This is a genomic window from Vibrio rubrogenes, assembly GCF_059641415.1.
In genome coordinates this window covers 66,424-89,962 of the sequence record NZ_JCARSY010000001.1, presented here as the reverse complement: position 1 = coordinate 89,962, position 23,539 = coordinate 66,424, and the positions used below count along the sequence as shown (strand labels likewise).

At 46.0% G+C, this 23,539-nt stretch carries 22 protein-coding genes; 14 read left to right on the top strand and 8 right to left on the bottom strand.

Translation table 11 applies throughout. The features are described from left to right. The first annotated feature begins 74 nt into the window (after positions 1–74). The 3 genes from fabB (at position 75) to AC55NX_RS00400 (ending at position 3,627) form a co-directional block, all read left to right on the top strand. Positions 75–1,286, top strand: coding sequence for a beta-ketoacyl-ACP synthase I (gene fabB, locus AC55NX_RS00410; RefSeq protein WP_496993971.1), 1,212 nt, complete (start codon positions 75–77; stop codon positions 1,284–1,286). Positions 1,287–1,483: 197 nt separating this feature from the next. After that, the gene (locus AC55NX_RS00405) at positions 1,484–2,617 is read left to right on the top strand and encodes a 4-phosphoerythronate dehydrogenase (RefSeq protein ID WP_496993970.1); all 1,134 of its coding nucleotides are present in this window, start codon (positions 1,484–1,486) and stop codon (positions 2,615–2,617) included. Beyond that, a complete protein-coding gene (locus AC55NX_RS00400; protein WP_496993969.1) occupies positions 2,614–3,627 on the top strand; it encodes an aspartate-semialdehyde dehydrogenase in 1,014 nt (337 codons plus the stop codon). Before AC55NX_RS00405 ends, AC55NX_RS00400 begins: the two co-directional genes overlap by 4 nt. A gap of 44 nt (positions 3,628–3,671) precedes the next feature. Here the strand turns inward: AC55NX_RS00400 and fcrX are convergent, their stop codons facing one another. From fcrX to AC55NX_RS00385, 3 genes are all read right to left on the bottom strand, one after another. Beyond that, entirely contained in the window at positions 3,672–4,121 is a 450-nt protein-coding gene (fcrX, locus tag AC55NX_RS00395; protein ID WP_059121277.1) for a ferric iron uptake transcriptional regulator FcrX, read from the bottom strand. 268 nt (positions 4,122–4,389) lie between these two features. Next, complete coding sequence (gene fldA, locus AC55NX_RS00390; RefSeq protein WP_496993968.1) at positions 4,390–4,917, bottom strand: flavodoxin FldA; 528 nt, start codon at positions 4,915–4,917, stop codon at positions 4,390–4,392. Between the two features lie 183 nt (positions 4,918–5,100). Continuing rightward, complete coding sequence (locus tag AC55NX_RS00385) at positions 5,101–5,898, bottom strand: alpha/beta fold hydrolase (RefSeq protein ID WP_496993967.1); 798 nt, start codon at positions 5,896–5,898, stop codon at positions 5,101–5,103. 91 nt (positions 5,899–5,989) lie between these two features. Between AC55NX_RS00385 and seqA the strand changes: the two genes are divergently transcribed. Both seqA and pgm read left to right on the top strand, forming a co-directional pair. After that, the gene (seqA, locus tag AC55NX_RS00380; protein WP_496993966.1) at positions 5,990–6,574 is read left to right on the top strand and encodes a replication initiation negative regulator SeqA; all 585 of its coding nucleotides are present in this window, start codon (positions 5,990–5,992) and stop codon (positions 6,572–6,574) included. Between the two features lie 112 nt (positions 6,575–6,686). Then, the gene (gene pgm / locus AC55NX_RS00375) at positions 6,687–8,330 is read left to right on the top strand and encodes a phosphoglucomutase (alpha-D-glucose-1,6-bisphosphate-dependent) (protein ID WP_496993965.1); all 1,644 of its coding nucleotides are present in this window, start codon (positions 6,687–6,689) and stop codon (positions 8,328–8,330) included. A 102-nt stretch (positions 8,331–8,432) separates the two neighbouring features. Here pgm and AC55NX_RS00370 read toward each other — a convergent pair whose 3' ends face one another. Both AC55NX_RS00370 and AC55NX_RS00365 read right to left on the bottom strand, forming a co-directional pair. Then, a complete protein-coding gene (locus tag AC55NX_RS00370) occupies positions 8,433–8,828 on the bottom strand; it encodes a VOC family protein (protein ID WP_496993964.1) in 396 nt (131 codons plus the stop codon). 110 nt (positions 8,829–8,938) lie between these two features. Further along, the gene (locus AC55NX_RS00365) at positions 8,939–9,697 is read right to left on the bottom strand and encodes a DUF1853 family protein (protein ID WP_496993963.1); all 759 of its coding nucleotides are present in this window, start codon (positions 9,695–9,697) and stop codon (positions 8,939–8,941) included. 84 nt (positions 9,698–9,781) lie between these two features. Here AC55NX_RS00365 and AC55NX_RS00360 point away from each other — a divergent pair, with 84 nt between their 5' ends. Next, entirely contained in the window at positions 9,782–10,537 is a 756-nt protein-coding gene (locus AC55NX_RS00360) for a Nif3-like dinuclear metal center hexameric protein (protein ID WP_496993962.1), read from the top strand. A 73-nt stretch (positions 10,538–10,610) separates the two neighbouring features. On the opposite strand, the gene AC55NX_RS00355 is transcribed toward AC55NX_RS00360, so the two are convergent. Beyond that, positions 10,611–11,900: a citrate synthase gene (locus AC55NX_RS00355; RefSeq protein ID WP_496993961.1), complete on the bottom strand. Its 1,290-nt coding sequence runs from the start codon at positions 11,898–11,900 to the stop codon at positions 10,611–10,613. Positions 11,901–12,292: 392 nt separating this feature from the next. On the opposite strand from AC55NX_RS00355, the gene sdhC reads away from it, so the two are divergent. The 8 genes from sdhC (at position 12,293) to sucD (ending at position 21,897) form a co-directional block, all read left to right on the top strand. Then, the gene (gene sdhC / locus AC55NX_RS00350; RefSeq protein WP_496993960.1) at positions 12,293–12,685 is read left to right on the top strand and encodes a succinate dehydrogenase cytochrome b556 subunit; all 393 of its coding nucleotides are present in this window, start codon (positions 12,293–12,295) and stop codon (positions 12,683–12,685) included. Then, on the top strand, positions 12,679–13,026 hold the full coding sequence (gene sdhD / locus AC55NX_RS00345; RefSeq protein WP_077333835.1) for a succinate dehydrogenase, hydrophobic membrane anchor protein: 348 nt from the start codon (positions 12,679–12,681) through the stop codon (positions 13,024–13,026). Before sdhC ends, sdhD begins: the two co-directional genes overlap by 7 nt. Next, the gene (gene sdhA, locus AC55NX_RS00340) at positions 13,027–14,793 is read left to right on the top strand and encodes a succinate dehydrogenase flavoprotein subunit (protein ID WP_496993959.1); all 1,767 of its coding nucleotides are present in this window, start codon (positions 13,027–13,029) and stop codon (positions 14,791–14,793) included. It begins immediately after the preceding gene. A gap of 15 nt (positions 14,794–14,808) precedes the next feature. After that, positions 14,809–15,519, top strand: coding sequence for a succinate dehydrogenase iron-sulfur subunit (locus AC55NX_RS00335; RefSeq protein WP_038179902.1), 711 nt, complete (start codon positions 14,809–14,811; stop codon positions 15,517–15,519). Positions 15,520–15,614: 95 nt separating this feature from the next. Next, positions 15,615–18,428, top strand: coding sequence for a 2-oxoglutarate dehydrogenase E1 component (sucA, locus tag AC55NX_RS00330; RefSeq protein WP_496993958.1), 2,814 nt, complete (start codon positions 15,615–15,617; stop codon positions 18,426–18,428). A gap of 27 nt (positions 18,429–18,455) precedes the next feature. Beyond that, positions 18,456–19,664, top strand: a complete 1,209-nt coding sequence (gene odhB / locus AC55NX_RS00325; RefSeq protein ID WP_496993957.1) for a 2-oxoglutarate dehydrogenase complex dihydrolipoyllysine-residue succinyltransferase — start codon at positions 18,456–18,458, stop codon at positions 19,662–19,664. Positions 19,665–19,858: 194 nt separating this feature from the next. Next, positions 19,859–21,025 (top strand): ADP-forming succinate--CoA ligase subunit beta, encoded by a 1,167-nt coding sequence (gene sucC, locus AC55NX_RS00320; protein ID WP_496993956.1) that lies wholly within the window; start codon positions 19,859–19,861, stop codon positions 21,023–21,025. Then, positions 21,025–21,897: a succinate--CoA ligase subunit alpha gene (gene sucD, locus AC55NX_RS00315; protein WP_059121262.1), complete on the top strand. Its 873-nt coding sequence runs from the start codon at positions 21,025–21,027 to the stop codon at positions 21,895–21,897. The genes sucC and sucD overlap by 1 nt, the downstream gene beginning before the upstream one ends. Positions 21,898–21,958: 61 nt before the next feature. Here the strand turns inward: sucD and znuB are convergent, their stop codons facing one another. After that, the gene (znuB, locus tag AC55NX_RS00310) at positions 21,959–22,744 is read right to left on the bottom strand and encodes a zinc ABC transporter permease subunit ZnuB (protein ID WP_059121261.1); all 786 of its coding nucleotides are present in this window, start codon (positions 22,742–22,744) and stop codon (positions 21,959–21,961) included. Further along, a complete protein-coding gene (gene znuC / locus AC55NX_RS00305) occupies positions 22,737–23,525 on the bottom strand; it encodes a zinc ABC transporter ATP-binding protein ZnuC (RefSeq protein ID WP_496993955.1) in 789 nt (262 codons plus the stop codon). The genes znuB and znuC overlap by 8 nt, the downstream gene beginning before the upstream one ends. Positions 23,526–23,539: the final 14 nt, after the last annotated feature.

The window sequence follows — 23,539 nt, the reverse complement described above, 5'->3', positions numbered from 1 at the left end:
GACCACTTCAATAAACTTTGTCGGCTATCATCTTATGCGAAATTATACGAATTTTTAAAGAATAGGGATCTTATATGAAACGAGTTGTAATAACCGGTATGGGTATTGTTTCCAGTATCGGTAACAATGTCGAAGAAGTTCTGGCATCTCTGAGAGCTGGAAAATCAGGTATTACAGCGTCTGAGCAATTCAAAGAGAAAGGTCTGCGCTCTCAAGTATGGGGTGATCTGAAAATTGATCCATCCACACTGATCGATCGTAAGCAAATGCGGTTTATGGGAGACGCTGCTGCTTATGCTTATCTGTCACTTGAACAAGCGATTGCCGATGCCGGATTAACACCAGAGATGGTTTCAAATGACCGGACTGGTGTGGTTGCCGGTTCTGGTGGTGCATCAGCACTGAACCAATCTCTTGCTATCGATACGTTGCGTGAAAAAGGGGTCAAGCGAGTTGGTCCTTATATGGTCACAAGAACAATGTCATCGACGGTTTCTGCCTGTTTGGCGACGCCATTTAAGATTCGCGGTGTCAACTATAGTATGAGTTCCGCATGTTCAACGTCTGCTCACTGTATCGGTCATGCAGCAGAACTCATTCAGCTTGGTAAGCAAGATATTGTTTTTGCCGGTGGTGGTGAAGAACTTGACTGGACGATGACCATGATGTTTGATGCGATGGGTGCATTGTCAACCAAGTATAATGATACGCCTGATCGCGCTTCTCGTACTTATGATGCAGATCGTGACGGATTTGTTATCTCCGGTGGTGGCGGTATGGTTGTCGTGGAAGAGCTGGAACATGCGTTGGCTCGTGGTGCGACCATCTATGGTGAAATCGTGGGTTACGGTGCAACTTCTGATGGTTATGATATGGTTGCTCCTTCTGGTGAAGGTGCTGTGCGTTGTATGAAGATGGCAATGCAGAATGTTGATCGAGTCGATTACATTAACACGCATGGGACATCAACACCTGCCGGTGATGTTAAAGAGCTTCATGCGATTCAGGAAGTGTTCAGTGGAAAAAGCCCTGCGATCTCAGCAACAAAAGCAATGACAGGTCATGCGCTGGGTGCGGCTGGGGTCCATGAAGCTATTTATTCTCTGCTGATGCTCCATCATAACTTTGTCGCACCAAGTGTGAATATCGAGAATCTTGATGAAGCAGCACATGGGCTAGATATTGTCACTGAGGGTAGAGAGCAGGAACTGACAACGGTGATGTCGAACAGTTTTGGGTTCGGCGGGACCAATGCAACCTTGCTGATGCGTAAATATCAGGGCTAATTGAGTCAGGGTTTCTTGCACTGCTATGCGTGCAATGATTGAGTCTCTGTCAGTCCAATCGTATTCAGATTGAACCATTCAATACAATACTCGGTGTCATGCGATACCGAGTATTTTTTCGTATAGAACATTTATATCGAACCGTGTTCCGACTTTCTGTACAATCCCTCTTTATTTCGAAAAAGATGATGTCAGGTATGAAAATCCTCATAGATGAAAATATGCCCTATGCTGAACAACTATTCAGCCAATTGGGTGACGTGATTCTAAAATCCGGACGTGATTTAACTGCTGATGACTTAGTGGATGTTGATGCTTTAATGATTCGTTCCGTGACGAAGGTTAATGATGCATTACTGCAAAAAGCCGATAAGCTTAAATTTGTCGGTACCGCGACAGCGGGTATGGACCATGTTGATCAGAAGCTTTTACGGGAACGGGGAATTTTCTTTACCGCTGCACCGGGGTGCAACAAAGTTGGGGTTGCTGAATATGTATTCAGTGTTCTGATGGTGCTTGCACAACAGCAGGGATTTTCTGTTTTTGATAAAACGGTCGGTATTATCGGAGCCGGGCAGGTCGGCAGCTATCTTGCGGACTGTCTGCGTGGTATTGGGTTAAACGTATTACTCAATGATCCTCCCAAAGAAGCTGAAGGTGACCCGCGTCAGTTTACTGAACTGGAAACGCTGTTGGAAACAGCGGATGTGGTTACTTTACATACTCCGTTGGTCAAAGATGGCGCTTGGCCGACTCATCACCTGATGGATACGCGGCGGCTTAATAATCTGCGGGCCGATCAGATTCTCATTAATGCAGCCCGGGGGCCGATTGTTGATAATGCTGCGCTGAAATGTCGCTTGCAGCAACAAGATGGGTTCACCGCGGTTTTAGATGTATTTGAGTTTGAACCGGAAGTTGACATGGCGTTGTTGCCATTACTCGCATTTGCGACGCCACATATTGCCGGTTACGGGTTGGAAGGCAAGGCTCGTGGAACAACGATGATTTTTAACAGCTATTGTACTTTCCTCGGCTACGATCTTTGGGCGAGTCCGAATAAGCTTTTACCGGTTGCACCTATCACTGAAGTTTGTCTGTCTCATGCTTGGGATGAAGCGACGTTGGTGAATTTGATCCACTTGGTCTATGACGTTCGCCGGGACGATGCGCTGTTTAGAAGAGTGATTAATCAACCGGGTGCTTTTGATGCCATGCGTAAAAACTATTGGGATCGTCGTGAATACGGTGCAATAAAAATAACTGGTCAGCAAGACTGTCATTTGAGTCCGCTGTCAGAATTAGGTTTTCAGATTGAGGTAACACCATGAGTCAAAAATTTAACGTTGTTGTTTTCGGTGCCACAGGTGCTGTCGGCGAGACAATGATTGAAGTGCTTCGGGAACGCCAGTTTCCTGTAGAAACACTCTTTTTGCTTGCGAGTGAGCGCAGCGAAGGAAAAAGCTACCGGTTTAACGGCAAGTCAGTGTATGTCCAGAACGTTGAAGATTTTGACTGGTCTCAGGCACATATTGCTCTCTTTTCTGCGGGGGGAGAACTGTCGGAAAAATGGGCACCAATCGCTGCGGATGCAGGTGTCGTCGTCATCGATAATACATCTCAGTTCCGCTATGACTATGATGTACCGCTGGTTGTACCCGAAGTGAATCCTGAAGCCATTGCTGAATTCCGTAACCGGAACATTATTGCCAATCCAAATTGTTCAACAATACAGATGTTGGTTGCGTTAAAGCCGATTCATGATGCCGTTGGTATTGAACGCATCAATGTTTCGACCTATCAGTCGGTTTCCGGTGCCGGAAAATCGGGTGTGGATGAGTTAGCCGGGCAAACTGCCAGCCTACTGAATGGAGTGCCTGCGGAGCCAAAACAGTTCAGCCAGCAGATTGCATTCAACTGTATCCCTCAGATTGATGCTTTTATGGACAATGGTTATACACGTGAAGAAATGAAGATGGTGTGGGAAACTCAGAAAATCTTCAATGATCCAACGATTCAGGTCAATCCGACTTGTGTTCGGGTACCGGTGTTTTACGGTCATGCGGAAGCATTACATGTGGAAACCCGGGCTCCTATTGATGCGGAGCTGGTGGCAGATTTACTGCGCCAGTCTGATAATATCGAGGTGTTCTCCGGGGAAGAATTTCCGACGCAGGTTAGTCATGCTGGCGGACAGGATAATGTTTTTGTCGGCAGAATCCGTAATGATATCAGCCACCATCAGGGCATTAATCTATGGGTCGTTGCTGATAATGTCCGGAAAGGGGCCGCAACCAATGCGGTTCAGATTGCAGAAATTCTCGTTCGGGATTACTTGTAATTGATGATGAGATAAAAAAACCACCGATTTATCGGTGGTTTTTTTTAAAACTTACGCTTATGAGCGTTGGGGTTGTCTTTGCAGCTTCCTTCACGACATTTACCGTAAAGATAAAGACTGTGGTTTGTCAGTTGTACATTATATTGAGAAGCAATTTCTCTTTGGCGTTCTTCAATCACTTCATCAGAGAATTCAATCACTTCGCCACAATCGAGGCAAACAAGGTGATCATGATGTTCTTGTGTTGATAGTTCAAATACAGATTTTCCACCTTCGAAGTGATGGCGGGTCACAATACCAGCATCGTCAAATTGGTTTAGAACTCGATAAACGGTAGCCAGACCAATCTCTTCGCCAAGATCAATCAATTTCTTATACAGTTCTTCAGCACTAATATGCTGGCACTCCGGCTGCTGCAAAACTTCGAGAATTTTTAACCGAGGGAGAGTGACCTTCAGGCCCGCATCCTTGAGTGCTTGGTTGTTATCAGACATATGTTTTCCTGTTGATGATCTGCATCAGTCACAGCGTTTCTTGATTTGAATTATTATAGGTTAGTCATCGCAAACAATAAACCACTAACTTTTAAAGGATATTGTGTCTTTCCTGAGCGTGTGACAAGATGTGCAGCTTGTTCCATATATAGATGCGAGTGATAGTTGTACTTTATAAGATCCACCGATAAATAAAAAGACCTGAACTGTTAAAGCTTGTCCAAAATTTAGACATTCATTGCAAGTGCAGGCCTTTTATCAATAAAAATCAGTCTTCTAACTCAGCAAGACACATTTCATCGTAGACTTGATTGACCCAGCGATTCACGCGGTCTTCAGTAAGTTCCGGCTGACGATCTTCATCAATACATAGACCGACAAAATGGTTGTCATCTACCAGTGCTTTGGATGCTTCAAATTCATAGCCTTCCGTCGGCCAATGACCAATGATGGTTGCCCCTTTGCTTTCAATGATATCTCGAACCGTTCCCATGGCATCACAGAAATATTCAGCATAGTCTTCTTGATCGCCACAGCCAAAGATTGCAACAAGTTTTGTTGAAAAATCAATGCCCTCAAGCTCTGGGAAAAAATCATCCCAATCGCACTGTGCTTCACCGTAATACCAAGTGGGGATGCCAAACAGCAATAAGTCAAAGTTGTCTATGTCCTCTTTACTGCTTTTTGCAATATCTTGCACATGAACTAATTTTGTACCAAGTTGCTTTTGAATCATTTTTGCAACGGCTTCAGTATTACCTGTATCACTACCAAAGAAGATACCTACACTTGCCATAAAATCATTACCCTATATATGTGTCGTCTACTTATGGGATGGAACCCTGAAAATTCATCTCTGCATGATTGTCATCATGTGCGATTCATTATCGCATTACTGGATTGAGTGACTCAGTATGCCCATTTCGATCTGATGATTGCGCGAACTATACCACTGTTGTCCGTTAAAGTTAATGCACCATCAGGAAGTAGATTGTTGATGGATTCCGTTGTCACTGAATAAGAATTTACGGATAACTCTCAGGACGTCCTGAGGTTTCTCTGCATGGAGCCAATGCCCTGCGTTCGCAATGATATGCGCTTTTGCATGAGGGAATTGTTCCAGAATCGGATTCTGAGCATCTGAACCGATATAGTCTGAATTTCCGCCTTTCAGAAAGAGTGTCGGCATTTGGATTGGCTGAATCGGCTGCCAGTCAAGAATATGCTCGTAATTGTTATAGAGTGCCTCAACCTGAAAACGCCATGTCATTTTGTCACCATTTTTGTAGAGCGACTTGCCTAAAAACTGGCGGACCGATTCTTGTTCGATATGCTGAGCAAGAAGCTGCATCGCAGCTTCTCGGTTTGGCGGGTGTTTTTCCAGTACTGCGAATAATCCGGCAAACACATCATCGTGATGGCGCTGATGGTATTTCAGCGGAGCCATGTCGATGATAACCAATTTACTGACGAGCTGAGGATTCAGGGCTGCCAGCTTCATGGCAACTTTACCACCCATTGAATGGCCGATTAATATCACGGAGGGCAGATGAAGTGACTGGATCAGATGAGCAACATCCTCAGCCATCAATTCGTAATTATGCGCTGCCGCTTGAAAAGAAAGCCCGTGATTTCTTAAATCGGGGCGGATGACTTGATAGTCATTTTTTAGGTCACGGGCCAGTAAACCAAGATTATCCAAGCTGCCGAACAGCCCGTGTAGCAGGACAATCGGTGACCCATCCCCTTCAATTTTATAGTGAAGTTGTGTAGACATTTTCTCTGTTTGTATTCGGTTTATCGTGGTGTATCGTAAAAGATCTCGCTATAATCCCAAAGAGTTTAAACATAGAGATTGTGAAAAGCGAATGAAAACAATTGAGGTTGATGAGGAATTATACCGTTATATTGCGAGTCAGACATGCCACATCGGTGAGAGTGCATCGGATATATTGCGTCGGTTGTTGAATGTCGACGGTCAGGAAAATCCGTCTCTGCCTGTTTCTCACGTTGCTCCATCAATACCGAATGAATCGGTACACCCACAAGTTCAGGCTGGTACTCAAGGCATCGTTGTCAGTAAAGATGCTGGAAGAGAACCACAGTTATCGGGTGTTCAGGTTATTCGTGAGTTGTTGATTTCTGATGAATTTGCAGCTCAGAAAAAAGTGATTGATCGGTTTATGCTGGTTCTTTCTACACTTTATCATATTGATTCAGTTAGTTTTTCCGAAGCGATGGAAGTGAAGGGCCGAAAACGGGTTTACTTTGCTGACAATGAGGAAACCTTGCTGGCAAGCGGTAAAACAACCAAGCCGAAAGCGATTCCCAATACACCTTTCTGGGTGATCACCAATAATAATACCAGTCGTAAACAGCAGATGATCGAGCAGCTCATGATTCGGATGAATTTCCCATCCGATCTGATCGACAAAGTAACGCTTTCAATTTAAATGAAATTTTATAGCCTCATCACCGTGATGGGGCTTTTCTTATATTTGAGACGCCGTTCTTTGAAATACTGTGAGTTTAGATAAACTGTTATTTTGAAACCAAGGATGTCATATGGCTATTCACCCGAGAGCTGGAAAGCAAGCACAACATGACGATTTGCAAAATATCCCTGTGCTTGTCTCTGATTATTACCGTCTTAAGCCCAATGCCGACGAAAAGGCGCATAAAGTTGAGTTTGGCACGTCCGGGCACCGCGGAACTTCTGGAAAATCTTCGTTTAATGAGAACCATATTCTGGCGATAACACAAGCAATTGCTGAAGTGAGACGTCAGGCTGGTATCTCAGGCCCTGTTTTTGTTGGTAAAGATACCCATGCATTGTCGGAATGTGCATTTTCCAGTGTTGTCGAAGTTTTAATCGCCAATGATATTCAGGTGATTGTTCAGGCTGAGCAGGGGTATACACCAACCCCGGGTGTTTCTCACGCAATTCTGACTTATAACCGCGAGCATGAGCAAAAAGCGGATGGGATTGTGATTACGCCATCTCATAACCCACCTCAAGACGGCGGGATTAAATATAATCCACCACATGGCGGCCCGGCTGAAGGTGAGGTTACGCAAGCGATCGAAAATCGGGCGAATGAAATTATTGCGGATGGAATGATGGCTGTTCAACGGATTCCGTTACAGCAAGCCATGGTATCAGAACGCTATGTTGAACAGGATTTAGTGACGCCATATGTCGATGATCTGGTCAATGTGATTGATATGCCTGCAATCCAACAGGCCAACCTGAAAATTGGTGTCGATCCACTCGGAGGCAGTGGTATTGAATACTGGCGGCAGATTGCAGCAACGTATCAGTTGAATTTAGAGTTGGTCAATGAGGAGATTGATCCGACGTTTCGGTTTATGCCGCTCGATAAAGACGGTGTGATCCGGATGGATTGCTCTTCGCCCTATGCGATGGCGGGATTACTGGCGCTGAAAGATCAATATGATCTGGCATTTGGTAATGATCCGGATTATGACCGCCATGGGATTGTGACATCGAAGGGATTGATGAATCCAAATCACTTTTTGGCTGTTTGTATTGATTACTTGTATCGCCACCGTGATTGGAAAGCTGATGTTGCAGTTGGCAAGACCTTGGTTTCCAGTGCATTGATTGACCGGGTTGTTGCTGACTTAGGCCGAACGCTGTGTGAAGTCCCCGTTGGCTTTAAATGGTTTGTCGATGGGCTATTCTCAGGACAGTTTGGTTTTGGTGGCGAAGAAAGTGCCGGTGCATCTTTCCTCAGATTTGACGGAACTCCATGGGCGACGGATAAAGACGGCATTATTCTTTGCTTATTGGCTGCTGAAATAACCGCAGTCACCGGGAAAAATCCTCAGCAATATTATGAAGCGTTGGCTGCAAAACACGGCGAGTCGAAATATAGTCGTCTACAGGCTGTTGCATCCGGTCAACAAAAAGATGTCCTGAAAAAACTATCACCGGAAATGGTTTCCGCTCAGACGCTGGCCGGAGATCCGATTACGGCACGGCTGACCCATGCACCGGGAAATGGTGCCGCCATTGGTGGCCTGAAAGTGACCACGGAATTTGGCTGGTTTGCTGCACGTCCTTCGGGAACTGAAGATATTTATAAGATCTACTGTGAGAGTTTCAAAGGTGAAGACCATCTGAAACAGATCGAATCAGAAGCTCAGGAGATAGTGAATCAAGTCTTTGCCGATGCAGGGGTTTAGTTGCTAATCAGGATAGGTATCAAATAGACAAGGGCGTACTTCGGTACGCCCTTGATGTTTCTCCCGCATGGCAATTTCCTGTAATGCAAACAAACAGGCGAACTACTCAGGTTCATGACAGACCGCTTCTACATTGTTTCCGTCCGGATCCAGTGTAAAGGCACCATAGTAGTGTTCATGGTACATGGGGCGAAGTCCCGGCTTGCCATTGTCTTGACCGCCATGCGCCATTGCTTGGGCATAAAATTGATCAACAAGTTGGCGTGACGCTGCTGTAAAGGCGACATGGCGTGGGGTAAATAACGCTTTGGTCTCGATAATCCAGAACGCTGGTTTATCTTGCGGGCCGAACGCACACATACGCTGTTGGGGAAATTCTTCATTCCATTCAGCGACAAATTCCATTTGCAGACCATAGCCGAGAGGAGCAAAGGCCGCTGCATAAAATGCTTTGGTTGCCTCATAGTCGATAGCGTAGGTACTGAGGTGGTCGAACATGTTCTTCTCCTTTGATTCGTGTTGCTGATTTCTGAGATGATTGAACCTAATGAGCAAAGTATAAGTTCAGTTCTTATGATTGCATAAGATTCTGAACAAATAAGCATCATTTACTGTGGCCAGCTATCCGGCACAATAAACCAGAATACCCCGCTTTCTGACTGACAATGAACAGCTCGTTCCAGTGTCTCTGGTTGGTAACGAAGGTTGGTTGCTGTCCGGCCGGTCATCCACTGATGTCTTTCCAGTAAATAGAGTGGTTCACCGATCAGGTGCAACTGAGCCTGATAGCACCAGTGACCTTGAATTTGCGTTGGATTCAGGGCGTAACCCAGACAATCCTGAGGAATTGGTTCATCCGTAAATGGGTTTGTGTACAGCCGCCCCTGTATCAGAAGGTGTCGAGATGTCACCTGCCATTGTGGATATTGCTGGATCACAATGGGGTGCGCAGACAGTGGTAATTGATGATTGAGCATATGTTTAAGTTTGATATCAAGGCGATCTTTGGCATTCGGACCAAACCAGTGTCCTTGATGGAGCAGATAGAATTTGATTGCGACTTCCCAGTGTTCCTGCTGTGATGTTTGTCGGTTATGGAGAATAAAGTCGATGGCACCCAGCGTTTTGCCGTTATCAATAATCTGCACTTCTTCTGCGGCGAGTGCATAAGTCGGGCTGGATGCAAACAGGGCTGAACAGACCGATTGATAGAGCAGCCCAAGCCGCTGATTCTGATTGGGGAGTGCTGACAATGAGATAGTAGAGCGCGCGGATTCTGCAAACGGTGAATATGACGCTACCGGAGGTTCGGCCAGAAACAATCCGGGCGTCTCACAGATCCATCGGGCAATTGCGGTTAAATCCATTATCAATGCCTCTTGAAGTATTTTAGGTGTCATTGTAGCCTGCCTAGCACGAACATCAAAAGAACAACAACAGCGGGAAGAATCATGAATAACCTTGAGCTCGAAGCATTACTCCACGAGAAACTGCGTCCCGATTTAATTCAGGATTACAGTCCGAACGGATTACAAATTGAGGGCCGCGCTGAAATCAAAAAAATTGTCACTGGTGTGACGGCCTCTCAGGCATTGATTGAAAAGGCGATTGATCTACAAGCCGATGCCATTCTGGTACACCATGGTTATTTTTGGAAACGGGAACCCGAACCGATTCGGGGGATGAAAGGAAAACGGATTCGTCGGTTAATTCAGCAGGACATCAATTTGTATGCTTACCATTTGCCGCTGGATATTCACCCTGAACTAGGGAATAACGCTTGTCTTGCCCGGTTACTCGGGATTGATGTGATTGGTGGATTGGAAGGCCATGCGCAGTCGGTGGCGATGTATGGTTCTTTTAAGGAGCCGATAGCTGGCAAGGATTTGAGCCATAGAATAGCAACCGTATTACAACGCGAACCGCTCCATATTGCGTCAGGTGAAGATCAATTGATATCTACCGTGGGGTGGTGTACCGGCGGCGGACAAGATTTTATTGATTTGGCTGCAGCTAAAGGGCTGGATGCTTTTATTTCAGGTGAAATCTCTGAAAGGACCACACATAGTGCCCGAGAGCAGGGGATTCACTATTTTTCTGCCGGTCATCATGCCACAGAACGTTATGGTGTCAAAGCGTTAGGGGAATGGTTATCCCAAACTCAAAATATAGCGGTTGAGTTTGTTGATATTGACAACCCTGTCTAAACTGATGGTCTAAGACTCAAAAGGGCAGGTTTTATCAACCTGCCCTTTGATTTATGCAAACATCTGGATTTTATTATTCACGTTCGTGTAGCGGTGAAAAATCGCGAAGTTTATATCCGGTATAGAGCTGACGAGGGCGACCAATCCGACTTTCAGGATCACTGTGCATTTCATTCCAGTGAGCAATCCAACCGATGGTCCGCGACATCGCGAAAATCACAGTAAACATAGAAATAGGAATACCGATTGCTTTCAAAATAATACCCGAATAGAAATCAACGTTCGGGTAAAGCTTCTTATCGACAAAGTAGTCGTCAGACAAAGCAATTCTTTCCAATTCCATGGCGACATCCAGTAATGGATCGTCGATATTCAGTTCTTTCAGTACTTCATGACAGGACTCTCGCATTACGGTCGCACGCGGATCGTAATTCTTGTAAACACGGTGACCGAAGCCCATCAGACGGAATGGGTCGTCCTTATCTTTTGCCCGAGCAACGAACTCAGGAATGCGATCAACACTACCAATTTCTTCCAGCATTCGTAGACACGCTTCATTTGCGCCACCATGAGCAGGCCCCCATAACGATGCAATCCCCGCTGCAATACATGCAAATGGGTTTGCACCGGATGAACCGGCCAGACGAACTGTGGACGTTGAAGCATTTTGTTCATGATCAGCGTGCAGGGTGAAAATTTTATCCATTGCCCGGGCAACAATTGGATTTACTTCATATTCCTCACATGGTGTTGCGAACATCATATGAAGGAAGTTTTCCGCATAACCTAAGTCGTTGCGAGGATAAATGAATGGTTGGCCGACAGAGTATTTATAACACATGGATGCCAGTGTCGGCATTTTTGAGAGAAGACGATACGCAGCGATCTCCCGGTGACTGTCGTTGTTGATATCTAGAGAATCATGATAGAACGCAGCAAGTGCACCAACAACACCTACCATGACTGCCATTGGGTGAGCATCTCGTCGGAAACCATGGAAAAAGCTAGCGATTTGCTCGTGAACCATCGTATGGCGCGAAATTGTATTTTTAAACTCTGAGTATTGCTTCCTGTTTGGGGCTTCACCATAAAGAAGAATATAACAGACTTCCAGATAGTCTGCGTTATTCGCTAATTGATCGATGGGATAACCACGGTGCAGAAGTACACCTTTGTTACCATCAATATAGGTGATTTGAGATTCACAAGATGCAGTGGCAAGAAAACCAGGATCAAAAGTAAAGTACCCGTTTGCTCCCAGTTGTCGAACATCAATTACCTCAGGCCCCATAGAACCGTTGATAATTGGCAGTTCGATTGGCGCTTTGCCTTCAACATGAAGGGTCGCTTTCTTATCTGCCATAACAATCTCCTTTGTTTATTATTTAATCCGTCCAGGATGTTTGCGAATGAATATTTAACTCCGGTTTTTATTAAAGTCAATTCTTCTCCTGTGATGTGTGCACTCAATTGCGTTTTTTACACGAATTAAGTTAAAAATATGTTCTATGTAGCAAAAATTGTTACGTCAATTGTATTAGAATGTTGCGAGCCTTATATTGGCTGGGAATCCAGTCAGTCTGGACTGTATAAGAAGTGACCAGTAAGAAAGTTATGTTACATTTCTTAACTAAAGTTTAACAACTTTTTATCAATTTTTATCCGTTTCCTACTTATAGTTGTATAAATATTGTTAAAACTTATCAGTTAGGGCTGACTCTTCGTTTATAACAATAATGCTCAATGGGGAGCTGAGTGAGCAAGCCTGTGAAAGAAAGAAATTTAAGACCCGTAAATCTTGATTTGCAGACCATCCGCTTTCCGATCACTGCGATTGCATCTATTCTTCACCGTGTTTCAGGTGTAATCACTTTTGTAGCTATCGGAATTTTGTTGTGGTTGTTGTCTGTTTCGTTATCTTCTCCGGAAGGTTTTCAATATGCATCTGAACTTGTAGGCGGCTTCTTCGTGAAGTTTATCCTGTGGGGGATATTGACCGCATTGTCTTACCATATTGTCGGTGGTGTTCGCCATTTGATAATGGACCTTGGTTACTTTGAAGAGTTGGAATCCGGCATTCAAACAGCAAAAATTGCATTTGCTGTGACAGTCGTTTTATCTCTGCTTGCAGGAGTCATGGTATGGTAAAGCATGTTTCATCTGTAGGGCGCAATGGGGTTCACGACTTTTTGCTAGTGCGTGCGACCGCGATTCTGATGGCCCTTTATACCGTTTATCTTGTTTGTTTTTTTGCTTTCTCCGGTGATATTACCTATCAACTATGGCTCGACTTCTGGAGTGGTACATTTACAAAAGTCTTCACAATGATTGCCCTCGTGAGTGTTCTGATTCACGGCTGGATCGGTTTGTGGCAGGTTCTGACGGATTATGTGAAATCCACACCGTTACGTGGCTTGTTACAGCTTGCCGTGATTGCTGTGCTATTTGGATACTTTTTCTCTGGCCTGTTTGTATTGTGGGGTGCTTAAGTGACTATTCCAGTTCGAGAGTTTGATGCCGTTGTGATCGGCGCTGGTGGTGCAGGCATGAGAGCTGCACTACAAATTTCAGAGCAAGGCTTGTCTTGTGCTTTGCTGTCTAAAGTGTTTCCTACCCGTTCTCATACAGTATCTGCACAGGGTGGTATTACTGTTGCGCTAGGAAATTCTCATCAAGATAATTGGCAATGGCACATGTACGACACTGTAAAAGGTTCCGATTATATCGGTGACCAAAATGCGATTGAATACATGTGTAAAAACGGCCCTGAGTCTGTCATTGAATTAGAAAAGATGGGCTTGCCGTTTTCTCGTTTTGAAAATGGCTCTATCTATCAACGCCCTTTTGGCGGTCAGTCAAAAGAGTTTGGTGGTGAGCAAGCAGCAAGAACTGCAGCCGCAGCAGACCGAACCGGTCATGCTTTACTCCATACCCTGTATCAACAGAATATCAAGCATAAAACCACGATCTTCTCAGAATGGTATGCACTGGACTTGGTGAAAAACCAAGATGGTGTCGTGATGGGATGTACTGCTCTGTGTATGGAAACGGGTGAAGTGTGTTACTTCAAGTCGAAGGCAACCATTCTGGCGACAGGTGGTGCCGGACGCATCTACGCTTCGACAACCAATGCTCATATTAATACCGGTGATGGTGTTGGCATGGCATTACGCGCTGGTGTACCGATGCAAGACATGGAAATGTGGCAGTTCCATCCAACCGGAATTGCCGGTGCTGGTGTTTTGGTGACTGAAGGTTGCCGGGGCGAAGGTGGTTATCTGCTCAATAAAGATGGTGAGCGTTTTATGGAACGTTATGCACCAAATGCAAAAGATTTGGCGGGTCGCGATGTGGTTGCCCGTTCAATGATGATTGAGATTCGCGAAGGGCGTGGATGTGACGGCCCATGGGGACCTCATATCAAACTAAAACTCGACCATCTGGGTAAAGAAGTTCTGGAATCTCGTCTACCGGGTATCTGTGAGCTTTCCCGGACGTTTGCACATGTTGATCCAGTCAAAGAACCGATTCCGGTCATTCCAACTTGTCACTATATGATGGGCGGGGTTCCGACTCAGGTCTCCGGTCAAGCGGTGAAACAAGATGCTTCTGGTCGTGATATCGATGTTCAGGGCTTATTTGCTTGTGGTGAGATTGCATCCGTCTCCGTGCATGGTGCGAATCGTCTCGGCGGAAACTCCCTGCTGGATTTGGTAGTCTTTGGTCGGGCGACCGGGCTTCATCTCGGTGAAACATTGGCGGCTCAGGCTGAAGCGCGTGATGTGACAGAATCGGATATTGAAGCGTCGTTGTCTCGCTACATGCGTTGGGAAAACAGCAAGGGTGGTGAAGATCCGGTACAAATCCGCAAAGACCTTCAGGCATGCATGCAGCATAACTTCTCGGTATTTCGCGAAGGGGATGCTATGGCTGATGGCCTGAAAGAACTCAAAGTTATCCGTGAACGTTTGAAAGACGCGCATCTTGCAGACAAATCCAGTGAGTTTAATACTCAGCGTGTTGAATGCTTAGAACTAGATAACTTGATGGAAACCGCTTATTCAACAGCCGTCGCTGCCAATTATCGGACCGAAAGTCGTGGTGCTCATGCTCGTTTTGATTATCCTGACCGGGATGATGAGAATTGGTTATACCACTCGATTTATAACCCGGAAACTGAACAGATGAGTAAGCGTGATGTCAATATGGCACCGGTTCATCGTGATGCATTTCCACCAAAGATTCGTACATACTAAGGGGAGGACCATATGATGAAACTTAACTTCTCTCTGTATCGTTATAATCCGGATGTGGATAAAAAGCCTTACATGAAGGACTATACGCTGGACGTTCCTGAAGGTTCGGATATGATGGTACTGGATGCATTGATTCAGCTGAAAGAGCAGGATCCTTCGATTGCATTCCGTCGTTCATGTCGGGAAGGCGTCTGTGGTTCTGACGGTTTGAACATGAATGGCAAAAATGGCCTAGCCTGTATTACACCGTTATCAGCATTATCAGGCGATAAAATTGTTATTCGACCATTACCGGGGTTGCCGGTAATTCGGGATTTGATCGTTGACATGACACAGTTCTACGACAATTACGCAAAAGTGAAGCCCTATCTGATTTCTGATGGGAATTTACCGCCATCCAGAGAAAATTTACAGTCTCCTGAAGATCGTGAACATTTGGATGGATTGTATGAATGTATTATGTGTGCATGTTGTACGACCTCTTGCCCTTCATTCTGGTGGAATCCGGATAAATTCATCGGACCAGCCGGACTGTTGGCTGCTTATCGTTGGTTGATTGACAGTCGTGATACAGCAACAGATGAACGCTTGTCTAATCTTGATGATGCGTTTAGTGTTTTCCGTTGCCATGGCATCATGAATTGTGTCAGTGTTTGTCCGAAAGGTCTCAATCCAACGAAAGCAATTGGTCATATTAAATCAATGTTGATTAAACGTTCCGTTTAGATGTTTAGATGATGGTTTGCAGGTCTTCGGACCTGCATTTTCAGAGCTCGGCGTAGACCGTAGCAAAACGTGAAAACTACTGGTAAAGGGAAAATATGCACAACGGCGTGATGAAGGCATGGCTCGAGTCTTCACACTTGGCTGGCGCCAATGCAACGTACGTAGAAGATATCTACGAACTCTATTTAAGTGATCCCGACCTGGTAAGTGAGGAGTGGAGACGTGTTTTTGAGGGGCTATCCAGCCCTGATGATAGCAATGTGGTTGAACAACCGCATTCACGTGTCCGTGATTACTTCCGTCGACTCGCTCAAGAGACAAAGCATTACAATGTCCAAGTTAGTGACCCCGATGTCGATGCAAAACAAGTAAGAGTATTACAGTTAATTAATGCGTACCGCTTTCGCGGTCATGAAGCAGCTCAGTTAGACCCTCTCGGTCTATGGCAGCGGCCGACAGTGGCTGAGCTTGACCCCTCATTTCATAATCTCAACCCCGAAGACATGGAAGAGACATTCAATGTCGGTTCTTTTGCGATAGGTCAGGAGACCATGAAGCTTAAGGATATTCATGAATCTCTGAATCAAATCTATTGTGGGTCTATCGGTGCAGAATATATGCACATGACCAATACCGAGCAAAAGCGTTGGATTCAGCAGCGTCTGGAATCGGTTGTAGGCCAGCCATCCTTTACTAAAGAAGAAAAAATTACTTTCCTGGAAGAGTTGACTGCTGCTGAAGGTTTGGAGCGTTATCTGGGAGCCAAATTCCCCGGTGCAAAACGCTTCTCTCTGGAAGGTGGTGATGCACTCATACCGATGATGAAAGAACTGATCCGTCGTGCAGGCTCTCAGGGGATGCGCGAAGCGGTTGTTGGGATGGCTCACCGCGGGCGTCTGAACATGCTGGTCAATGTCTTAGGTAAGCGTCCTCAGGATCTGTTTGATGAGTTTGCGGGTAAGCACGATGAAACGTGGGGAACGGGTGATGTGAAATACCATCAGGGATTCTCTGCCGATTTTGCGACCCCGGGTGGAAATATTCACTTAGCATTGGCGTTTAACCCTTCACATCTGGAGATCGTGAACCCTGTTGTGATGGGCTCAGTCCGGGCTCGTCAGGATCGACTGGGCGATAAAGATGGTACAAAAGTGCTGCCGATTACCATTCATGGTGACTCCGCAGTGACTGGCCAGGGCGTGGTCGCAGAAACGTTCAATATGTCTCAGGCTCGTGGTTATCAGGTCGGTGGCACGGTACGTATCGTGATTAACAATCAGGTCGGATTTACAACCTCAAATCCGCGAGATACACGTTCGACCATGTATTGTACTGATATCGCAAAAATGGTTCAGGCTCCGATTTTCCACGTCAATGCCGACGATCCGGAAGCGGTGGCATTTGTTACCCATATTGCGTTGGATTATCGCAATACATTCCGTCAGGATGTTGTGATTGATCTGGTTTGTTATCGCCGGCATGGTCACAACGAAGCGGATGAGCCCAATGCGACTCAGCCGCTGATGTACCAAAAAATTAAAAAGCATCCGACACCGCGTAAATTATATGGTGATTTGCTGATCGAACGTCAGGATGTTGATGCTGAATTTGTCACTCAGGCGGTCAACGAGTATCGGGATGCTTTGGACCATGGTGAAGTTGTTGTCAAAGAATGGCGCCCCATGGCCATGCATTCGGTTGACTGGTCACCTTATTTGTCTCATGAATGGGATGAAGCGTGGAAAAACGAGTTTGACTTGGATCGGCTGAAAGATATTGGTAAGCGTGTTTGTTTGTATCCGGAAAGTCATCAATTGCAAAGCCGGGTCGAGAAAATTTACACCGATCGTCTGGCGATGATTAACGGTGAGAAATTACTGGACTGGGGGATGGCAGAGATCTTGGCCTATGCAACATTGGTTGATGACGGTCATCGGATCCGGATCTCCGGTCAGGATTCCGGACGGGGAACATTCTTCCACCGCCACTCTGTGCTTCATAACCAAAATGATGCGAGTACCTATGTTCCGCTGAAGAATCTTCACAGTAATCAAGGGCCATTCCAAGTCATTGATTCCGTGTTATCTGAAGAAGCCGTACTGGCTTTTGAATATGGTTATGCCACAGCTGAACCCGGTGGGTTAACGATCTGGGAAGCGCAATTTGGTGATTTTGCCAATGGCGCTCAGGTTGTGATCGACCAGTTCATTTCTTCTGGTGAACAGAAATGGGCCCGCTTATGTGGTATTACAATGTTATTGCCGCATGGCTATGAAGGACAGGGACCGGAGCACTCTTCTGCTCGCCTCGAACGTTACCTGCAACTTTGCGCCGAGCAAAATATGCAGGTGATCGTGCCTTCGACACCGGCTCAGGTTTATCACATGCTCAGACGTCAGGTGGTTCGTCCGATGCGTCGCCCTTTAATTGTGATGTCACCGAAATCTCTGTTACGGCATCCGTTGTGCGTCTCTTCGATGGAAGATCTAGCGAGTGGGACTTTCCAGCCCGCGATTCCGGAAGTTGATGAACTCGATGCTGCTCAGGTGAAACGCGTTGTCTTCTGCTCTGGTAAGGTCTATTACGATTTGCTGGCCCAGCGACGTAATAATGAGCAAGGGGATGTTGCGATTGTTCGTATCGAGCAATTGTATCCATTTCCGCTGGAAGATGTTCGGGCTGCAATTGCCCCTTATACCAATGTTGTGGATTACGTTTGGTGTCAGGAAGAGCCACAAAATCAGGGCGCATGGTATAGCAGCCAACATAATTTCCGAGCCGCAATTCCTGCTGGTGCTGAACTGAAATATGCAGGGCGTCCTGCTTCGGCTTCTCCGGCGGTCGGTTATATGTCGGTTCATTTGAAACAGCAGAAAGCGCTCGTTGATGATGCGTTGAAACTAGATTAAGAACTAGAAATAAAAGGAAAAATAAGTATGACAGTTGAAATTCTGGTTCCGGATTTACCTGAATCGGTAGCAGATGCAACCGTAGCAACTTGGCATAAAAAAGCGGGTGATGCGGTTGAGCGTGATGAAGTCCTCGTTGAAATCGAAACAGACAAAGTCGTCTTAGAAGTGCCTGCGCCAGAAGCGGGTGTGCTTGAGTCGATTTCTGAAGAGGAAGGTGCCACGGTACTATCAAAGCAATTGCTGGGGCTCCTTAAGCCCGGTGCTGTTGCAGGTGAGCCAACGTCTGAGAAAACAACATCGACGCAGCCTTCTCCGGACAAACGCCATAAAGCAAACCTGAATGAAGAGACCAATGATGCGTTGAGTCCTGCAGTGCGTCGTTTGATGGCAGAGCATGGCCTTGAAGTATCTCAGGTGAAAGGTTCCGGTGTTGGTGGTCGAATTACCCGTGAAGATGTCGAAGCGTATCTGGCGTCAGCGTCAAAAGCTTCAACAGCGGAGCAACAGGAATCGGTTGCAGTACCCGCTACAGCAAGAAGCGAAAAACGCGTTCCGATGACTCGTTTGCGTAAGCGTGTTGCTGAACGATTGCTGGAAGCGAAAAACAGTACTGCCATGTTGACGACTTTCAATGAAGTCAACATGAAACCAATCATGGATCTGCGCAAACAGTACAAAGACCTGTTTGAGAAGAGACATGATATCCGTCTCGGCTTTATGTCGTTCTACATCAAAGCCGTCACAGAAGCGCTGAAACGTTATCCTGAAGTGAATGCGTCTATTGATGGTAGTGATATTGTCTACCATAACTTCTTTGATATCAGTATTGCTGTATCAACACCGCGTGGTCTGGTGACGCCAGTCCTGAAAGACTGCGATATGTTGAGTGTTGCCGAGATCGAGAAGGGAATTAAAGCGCTGGCAGAAAAAGGCCGGGACGGTAAGTTAACCGTCGAAGAACTGACGGGCGGTAACTTTACGGTGACCAACGGTGGTGTCTTTGGGTCTTTAATGTCAACACCAATCATCAATCCGCCTCAGGCTGCGATTCTTGGGATGCATAAAATCCAGGATCGTCCGATGGCGGTCGATGGCAAAGTAGAAATTCTGCCGATGATGTATCTGGCTCTTTCTTATGACCATCGTCTGATTGATGGCCGTGAATCCGTAGGATTCCTCGTCACAATTAAAGAATTGCTGGAAGATCCGACACGCTTACTGTTGGATGTGTAATCAATGATATGGCAGGTATCTTCTTCCAGATATCTGCTATGCAGGCTGGGTTGCTCAACACCTGGTCTTGTGTTGTCAGCATGTATGGAAATAAACATGCCGTCATGTTTCAGCGCGTACTGAGTACCCTGCAAAATGTTTCGTTTCGTTGAAGCGAAATTGAATGAAAAAATAATATACAACGGAATAGCACAATGAATTTGCATGAATATCAAGCCAAACAGCTCTTTGCAGAATTTGGTCTGCCGGTTCCGGATGGTTATGCGTGCAGCACCCCACAGGAAGCTGCTGAAGCCACCGGTAAAATTGGCGGGACAAAATGGGTCGTAAAATGTCAGGTTCACGCAGGTGGCCGGGGAAAAGCCGGTGGCGTTGAACTGCACGATACAAAAGATGGTATTCGTGATTTTGCCCAGAAGTGGCTCGGGAAGAACCTGGTGACTTACCAAACCGATGCCAATGGTCAGCCGGTTACAAAAATCTTAGTTGAAGCTGCATCTGATATTGCGAACGAACTTTATCTTGGTGCTGTGGTTGATCGCTCCAGTCGTCGCGTTGTCTTTATGGCATCGACTGAAGGTGGGGTTGAAATTGAGAAAGTTGCTGAAGAAACACCAGAACTGATTCATAAAGCAGCCATTGATCCGCTTGTTGGCCCACAACCTTATCAGGGACGTGAGCTGGCATTTAAGCTGGGTTTAAAAGGGGATCAGATTAAACAATTCGTCAAAATCTTCATGGGTCTTGGTGAAATGTTCAGTCAGTATGATCTGGCACTGCTCGAAATTAATCCGCTGATCATTACCGGAGACGGTAATCTGTTGTGTCTCGATGGGAAAATCAACATTGACTCAAATGCAATGTATCGTCAGCCAAAATTGAGAGAGATGCATGATCCTTCACAGGAAGATGAGCGTGAAGCTCATGCAGCACAATGGGAACTTAACTACGTTGCTCTCGACGGGAATATCGGCTGCATGGTGAACGGTGCCGGTTTGGCGATGGGGACGATGGATATCGTTAACCTGCATGGCGGTAGCCCAGCGAATTTCTTGGATGTCGGTGGCGGTGCAACCAAAGAGCGTGTGACCGAAGCTTTCAAAATTATTCTTTCTGATAAGAATGTCCAAGCGGTTCTGGTCAATATCTTCGGTGGCATTGTACGCTGTGACCTGATTGCTGACGGTATTATCGGTGCCGTAGAAGAAGTCGGTGTTTCTGTTCCTGTTGTGGTTCGTCTTGAAGGGAACAACGCTGAACTCGGTACGAAGAAGCTGGATGAGAGTGGATTGAACATTATTGCTGCAACTTCGTTAACTGAAGCTGCTGAGAAAGTTGTAGCTGCTGCGGAGGGTAAATAATGTCTGTATTGATCAATAAAGAGACCAAAGTGATCTGTCAGGGATTCACTGGCGGACAAGGTACTTTTCACTCCGAGCAAGCGATCGCGTATGGTACACAGATGGTCGGTGGGGTATCACCGGGCAAAGGCGGTCAAACGCATTTGGGACTACCTGTGTTCAATACTGTTCGTGAAGCGGTTGAAGCAACCGGTGCAACAGCGTCTGTTATTTATGTTCCGGCACCTTTCTGTAAAGATGCAATCCTAGAAGCGATTGATGCAGGTATCGAACTGATCGTCACCATCACTGAAGGGATTCCGACACTTGATTTGCTGGATGTTAAAGTCCGTTTGGATGAAGCTGGTGTTCGTATGATTGGTCCGAACTGTCCGGGGGTGATTACACCGGATGAGTGCAAGATCGGAATCATGCCCGGACATATTCATAAGAAAGGTAAAGTGGGCATTGTTTCCCGCTCAGGTACACTGACTTATGAAGCTGTGAAGCAAACGACAGACGAAGGGTTCGGCCAGTCTACGTGCGTCGGTATCGGTGGCGACCCGATTCCGGGGTCTAACTTTATCGATATTCTGAAGTTGTTCCAAGACGATCCAGAAACAGAAGCAATTGTTATGATTGGTGAAATCGGTGGCACGGCTGAAGAAGAAGCGGCTGCGTTTATTAAAGATCATGTGACTAAACCGGTTGTTTCTTACATTGCTGGTGTCACGGCGCCTCCGGGTAAACGGATGGGACATGCCGGTGCGATTATCTCTGGTGGTAAAGGAACAGCGGATGAAAAATTCGCTGCACTTGAAGCTGCGGGTGTGAAAACAGTGAAAAGTCTTGCCAATATCGGTCAGGCTTTAAGAGATGTCACTGGCTGGTAAGCATACCGAATCAGTTTAAATGAATAGAAAAATCCCCCTCAAACCATTGAGGGGGATTTTTTTAAGCTTTATTCCTGACTAAATGGCTCAGAAGAAATAAGCAACTGGCAGAGATAACCACCGATGGACCTGCCGGTGTGTCAAACTCCCAGGAGAGATAGAGCCCGCTTAAGACCGCGATCATACCAATAGCTGATGCAATCATCGCCATTTGTTCCGGGGTCGCTGATAAACGTCGGGCACTGGCTGCCGGAATAATTAATAACGAAGTAATGATCAGTGCGCCGACGAATTTCATCCCGACGGCAATCACAAGGCCAACCATCAGCATCAGTAATAATTGCATCAAATCGGTATTGGTGCCTTCCACGGAAGCAAGTTCTTCATTCACAGTAGCAGAGAGCAGCGGCCGCCAAATAAAATAAAGTAACGTCGCAATTACGAAGACGCCTCCCCAGATAAAATATAAATCACTGGGCGTGACAGCGAGTAGATCGCCAAACAGATAGCTCATCAGATCAATCCGAACATCATCGAGAAAACTCACGGCAATCAGACCGACCGACAGGGAGCTATGCGCAAGAATTCCTAACAAGGTATCTGTCGCAATGAATTTCTGTCTTTGTAGAACGACTAAAATAGTCGCGATAGCTAAACAGCATACCAATAGTGCGAGGTTGAGATTGATATCAAGCAAAAAACCAAATGCTAAACCCATCAGAGAAGCATGAGCCAGTGTATCGCCGAAATAAGCCATTTTTCGCCATACAACAAAAGAGCCTAGCGGGCCGGCAATCAGGGCTATCCCAATCCCTGCGAGAATGGCAGGAAGTATAATCTCAACCATGGTGGTGATGTCCGTGAGTGTGATGGTTACATTGGGTTGCCTCGCCAGAGACCGGTTGTCCGGCTAGATCATGATGATGTTGATGCTGGTGATGATAAAAGGCTAAAGACTCTTCATGGCGTGACCGGCCAAACAACGCAATATAGTTGGGGTGTTGGGTAATATCTGCGGGGGCACCATGGCAGCAGATATGGTGCTGAAGACAGATCACATGGTCTGTTTGCGCCATAACTAAATGAAGGTCATGCGACACCATAAAAATAGAACAGCCAAACCGTTGTCTCAGAGTTTGAATTAATTCATATAGATCAATCTGACCTTGAACATCAACACCTTGGGTTGGTTCATCAAGTACCAACACATCCGGGCGCTGTAGTAATGCCCGAGCCAGTAGGACGCGCTGTGTTTCTCCGCCAGACAAATGGTGCATACTGCTATGAGTGAGGTGTGCTGCTCCGACAAGTGTCAGGGCATTGTTCAATTCCTGCCGACTATAGCGTCCGGCAAGTTTCAAAAAGTGTTGTACAGTCAGCGGCAACGTTTCATTCAGACGAAGCTTTTGCGGAACATAACCAACTTTGAGTCGTGGTGAGCGTGTAATTTGACCCGATTGAATGGGTTGCAGCCCTAGTAAAACTTTTACCAACGTTGATTTTCCTGCGCCATTCGGGCCAATGAGGGTGGTGATTTTTCCTTGCTCGACACAGAGGCTGATATGGTCTAACACGTTTTTCTGGTTGAATGCTACGCAGACGTCTTGTAGCTCGATCAGTGTTGACATGAAATAACTCGTTT

What these genes read in the sequence shown, in the direction of transcription:
- fabB (WP_496993971.1), top strand. Translation starts at nt 75, where the DNA reads ATGAAACGAGTTGTAATAACCGGTATGGGTATTGTTTCCAGTATCGGT.
- AC55NX_RS00405 (WP_496993970.1), top strand. Translation starts at nt 1,484, where the DNA reads ATGAAAATCCTCATAGATGAAAATATGCCCTATGCTGAACAACTATTC.
- AC55NX_RS00400 (WP_496993969.1), top strand. Translation starts at nt 2,614, where the DNA reads ATGAGTCAAAAATTTAACGTTGTTGTTTTCGGTGCCACAGGTGCTGTC.
- fcrX (WP_059121277.1), bottom strand. Translation starts at nt 4,121, where the DNA reads ATGTCTGATAACAACCAAGCACTCAAGGATGCGGGCCTGAAGGTCACT.
- fldA (WP_496993968.1), bottom strand. Translation starts at nt 4,917, where the DNA reads ATGGCAAGTGTAGGTATCTTCTTTGGTAGTGATACAGGTAATACTGAA.
- AC55NX_RS00385 (WP_496993967.1), bottom strand. Translation starts at nt 5,898, where the DNA reads ATGTCTACACAACTTCACTATAAAATTGAAGGGGATGGGTCACCGATT.
- seqA (WP_496993966.1), top strand. Translation starts at nt 5,990, where the DNA reads ATGAAAACAATTGAGGTTGATGAGGAATTATACCGTTATATTGCGAGT.
- pgm (WP_496993965.1), top strand. Translation starts at nt 6,687, where the DNA reads ATGGCTATTCACCCGAGAGCTGGAAAGCAAGCACAACATGACGATTTG.
- AC55NX_RS00370 (WP_496993964.1), bottom strand. Translation starts at nt 8,828, where the DNA reads ATGTTCGACCACCTCAGTACCTACGCTATCGACTATGAGGCAACCAAA.
- AC55NX_RS00365 (WP_496993963.1), bottom strand. Translation starts at nt 9,697, where the DNA reads ATGGATTTAACCGCAATTGCCCGATGGATCTGTGAGACGCCCGGATTG.
- AC55NX_RS00360 (WP_496993962.1), top strand. Translation starts at nt 9,782, where the DNA reads ATGAATAACCTTGAGCTCGAAGCATTACTCCACGAGAAACTGCGTCCC.
- AC55NX_RS00355 (WP_496993961.1), bottom strand. Translation starts at nt 11,900, where the DNA reads ATGGCAGATAAGAAAGCGACCCTTCATGTTGAAGGCAAAGCGCCAATC.
- sdhD (WP_077333835.1), top strand. Translation starts at nt 12,679, where the DNA reads ATGGTAAAGCATGTTTCATCTGTAGGGCGCAATGGGGTTCACGACTTT.
- AC55NX_RS00335 (WP_038179902.1), top strand. Translation starts at nt 14,809, where the DNA reads ATGAAACTTAACTTCTCTCTGTATCGTTATAATCCGGATGTGGATAAA.
- sucA (WP_496993958.1), top strand. Translation starts at nt 15,615, where the DNA reads ATGCACAACGGCGTGATGAAGGCATGGCTCGAGTCTTCACACTTGGCT.
- odhB (WP_496993957.1), top strand. Translation starts at nt 18,456, where the DNA reads ATGACAGTTGAAATTCTGGTTCCGGATTTACCTGAATCGGTAGCAGAT.
- sucC (WP_496993956.1), top strand. Translation starts at nt 19,859, where the DNA reads ATGAATTTGCATGAATATCAAGCCAAACAGCTCTTTGCAGAATTTGGT.
- sucD (WP_059121262.1), top strand. Translation starts at nt 21,025, where the DNA reads ATGTCTGTATTGATCAATAAAGAGACCAAAGTGATCTGTCAGGGATTC.
- znuB (WP_059121261.1), bottom strand. Translation starts at nt 22,744, where the DNA reads ATGGTTGAGATTATACTTCCTGCCATTCTCGCAGGGATTGGGATAGCC.
- znuC (WP_496993955.1), bottom strand. Translation starts at nt 23,525, where the DNA reads ATGTCAACACTGATCGAGCTACAAGACGTCTGCGTAGCATTCAACCAG.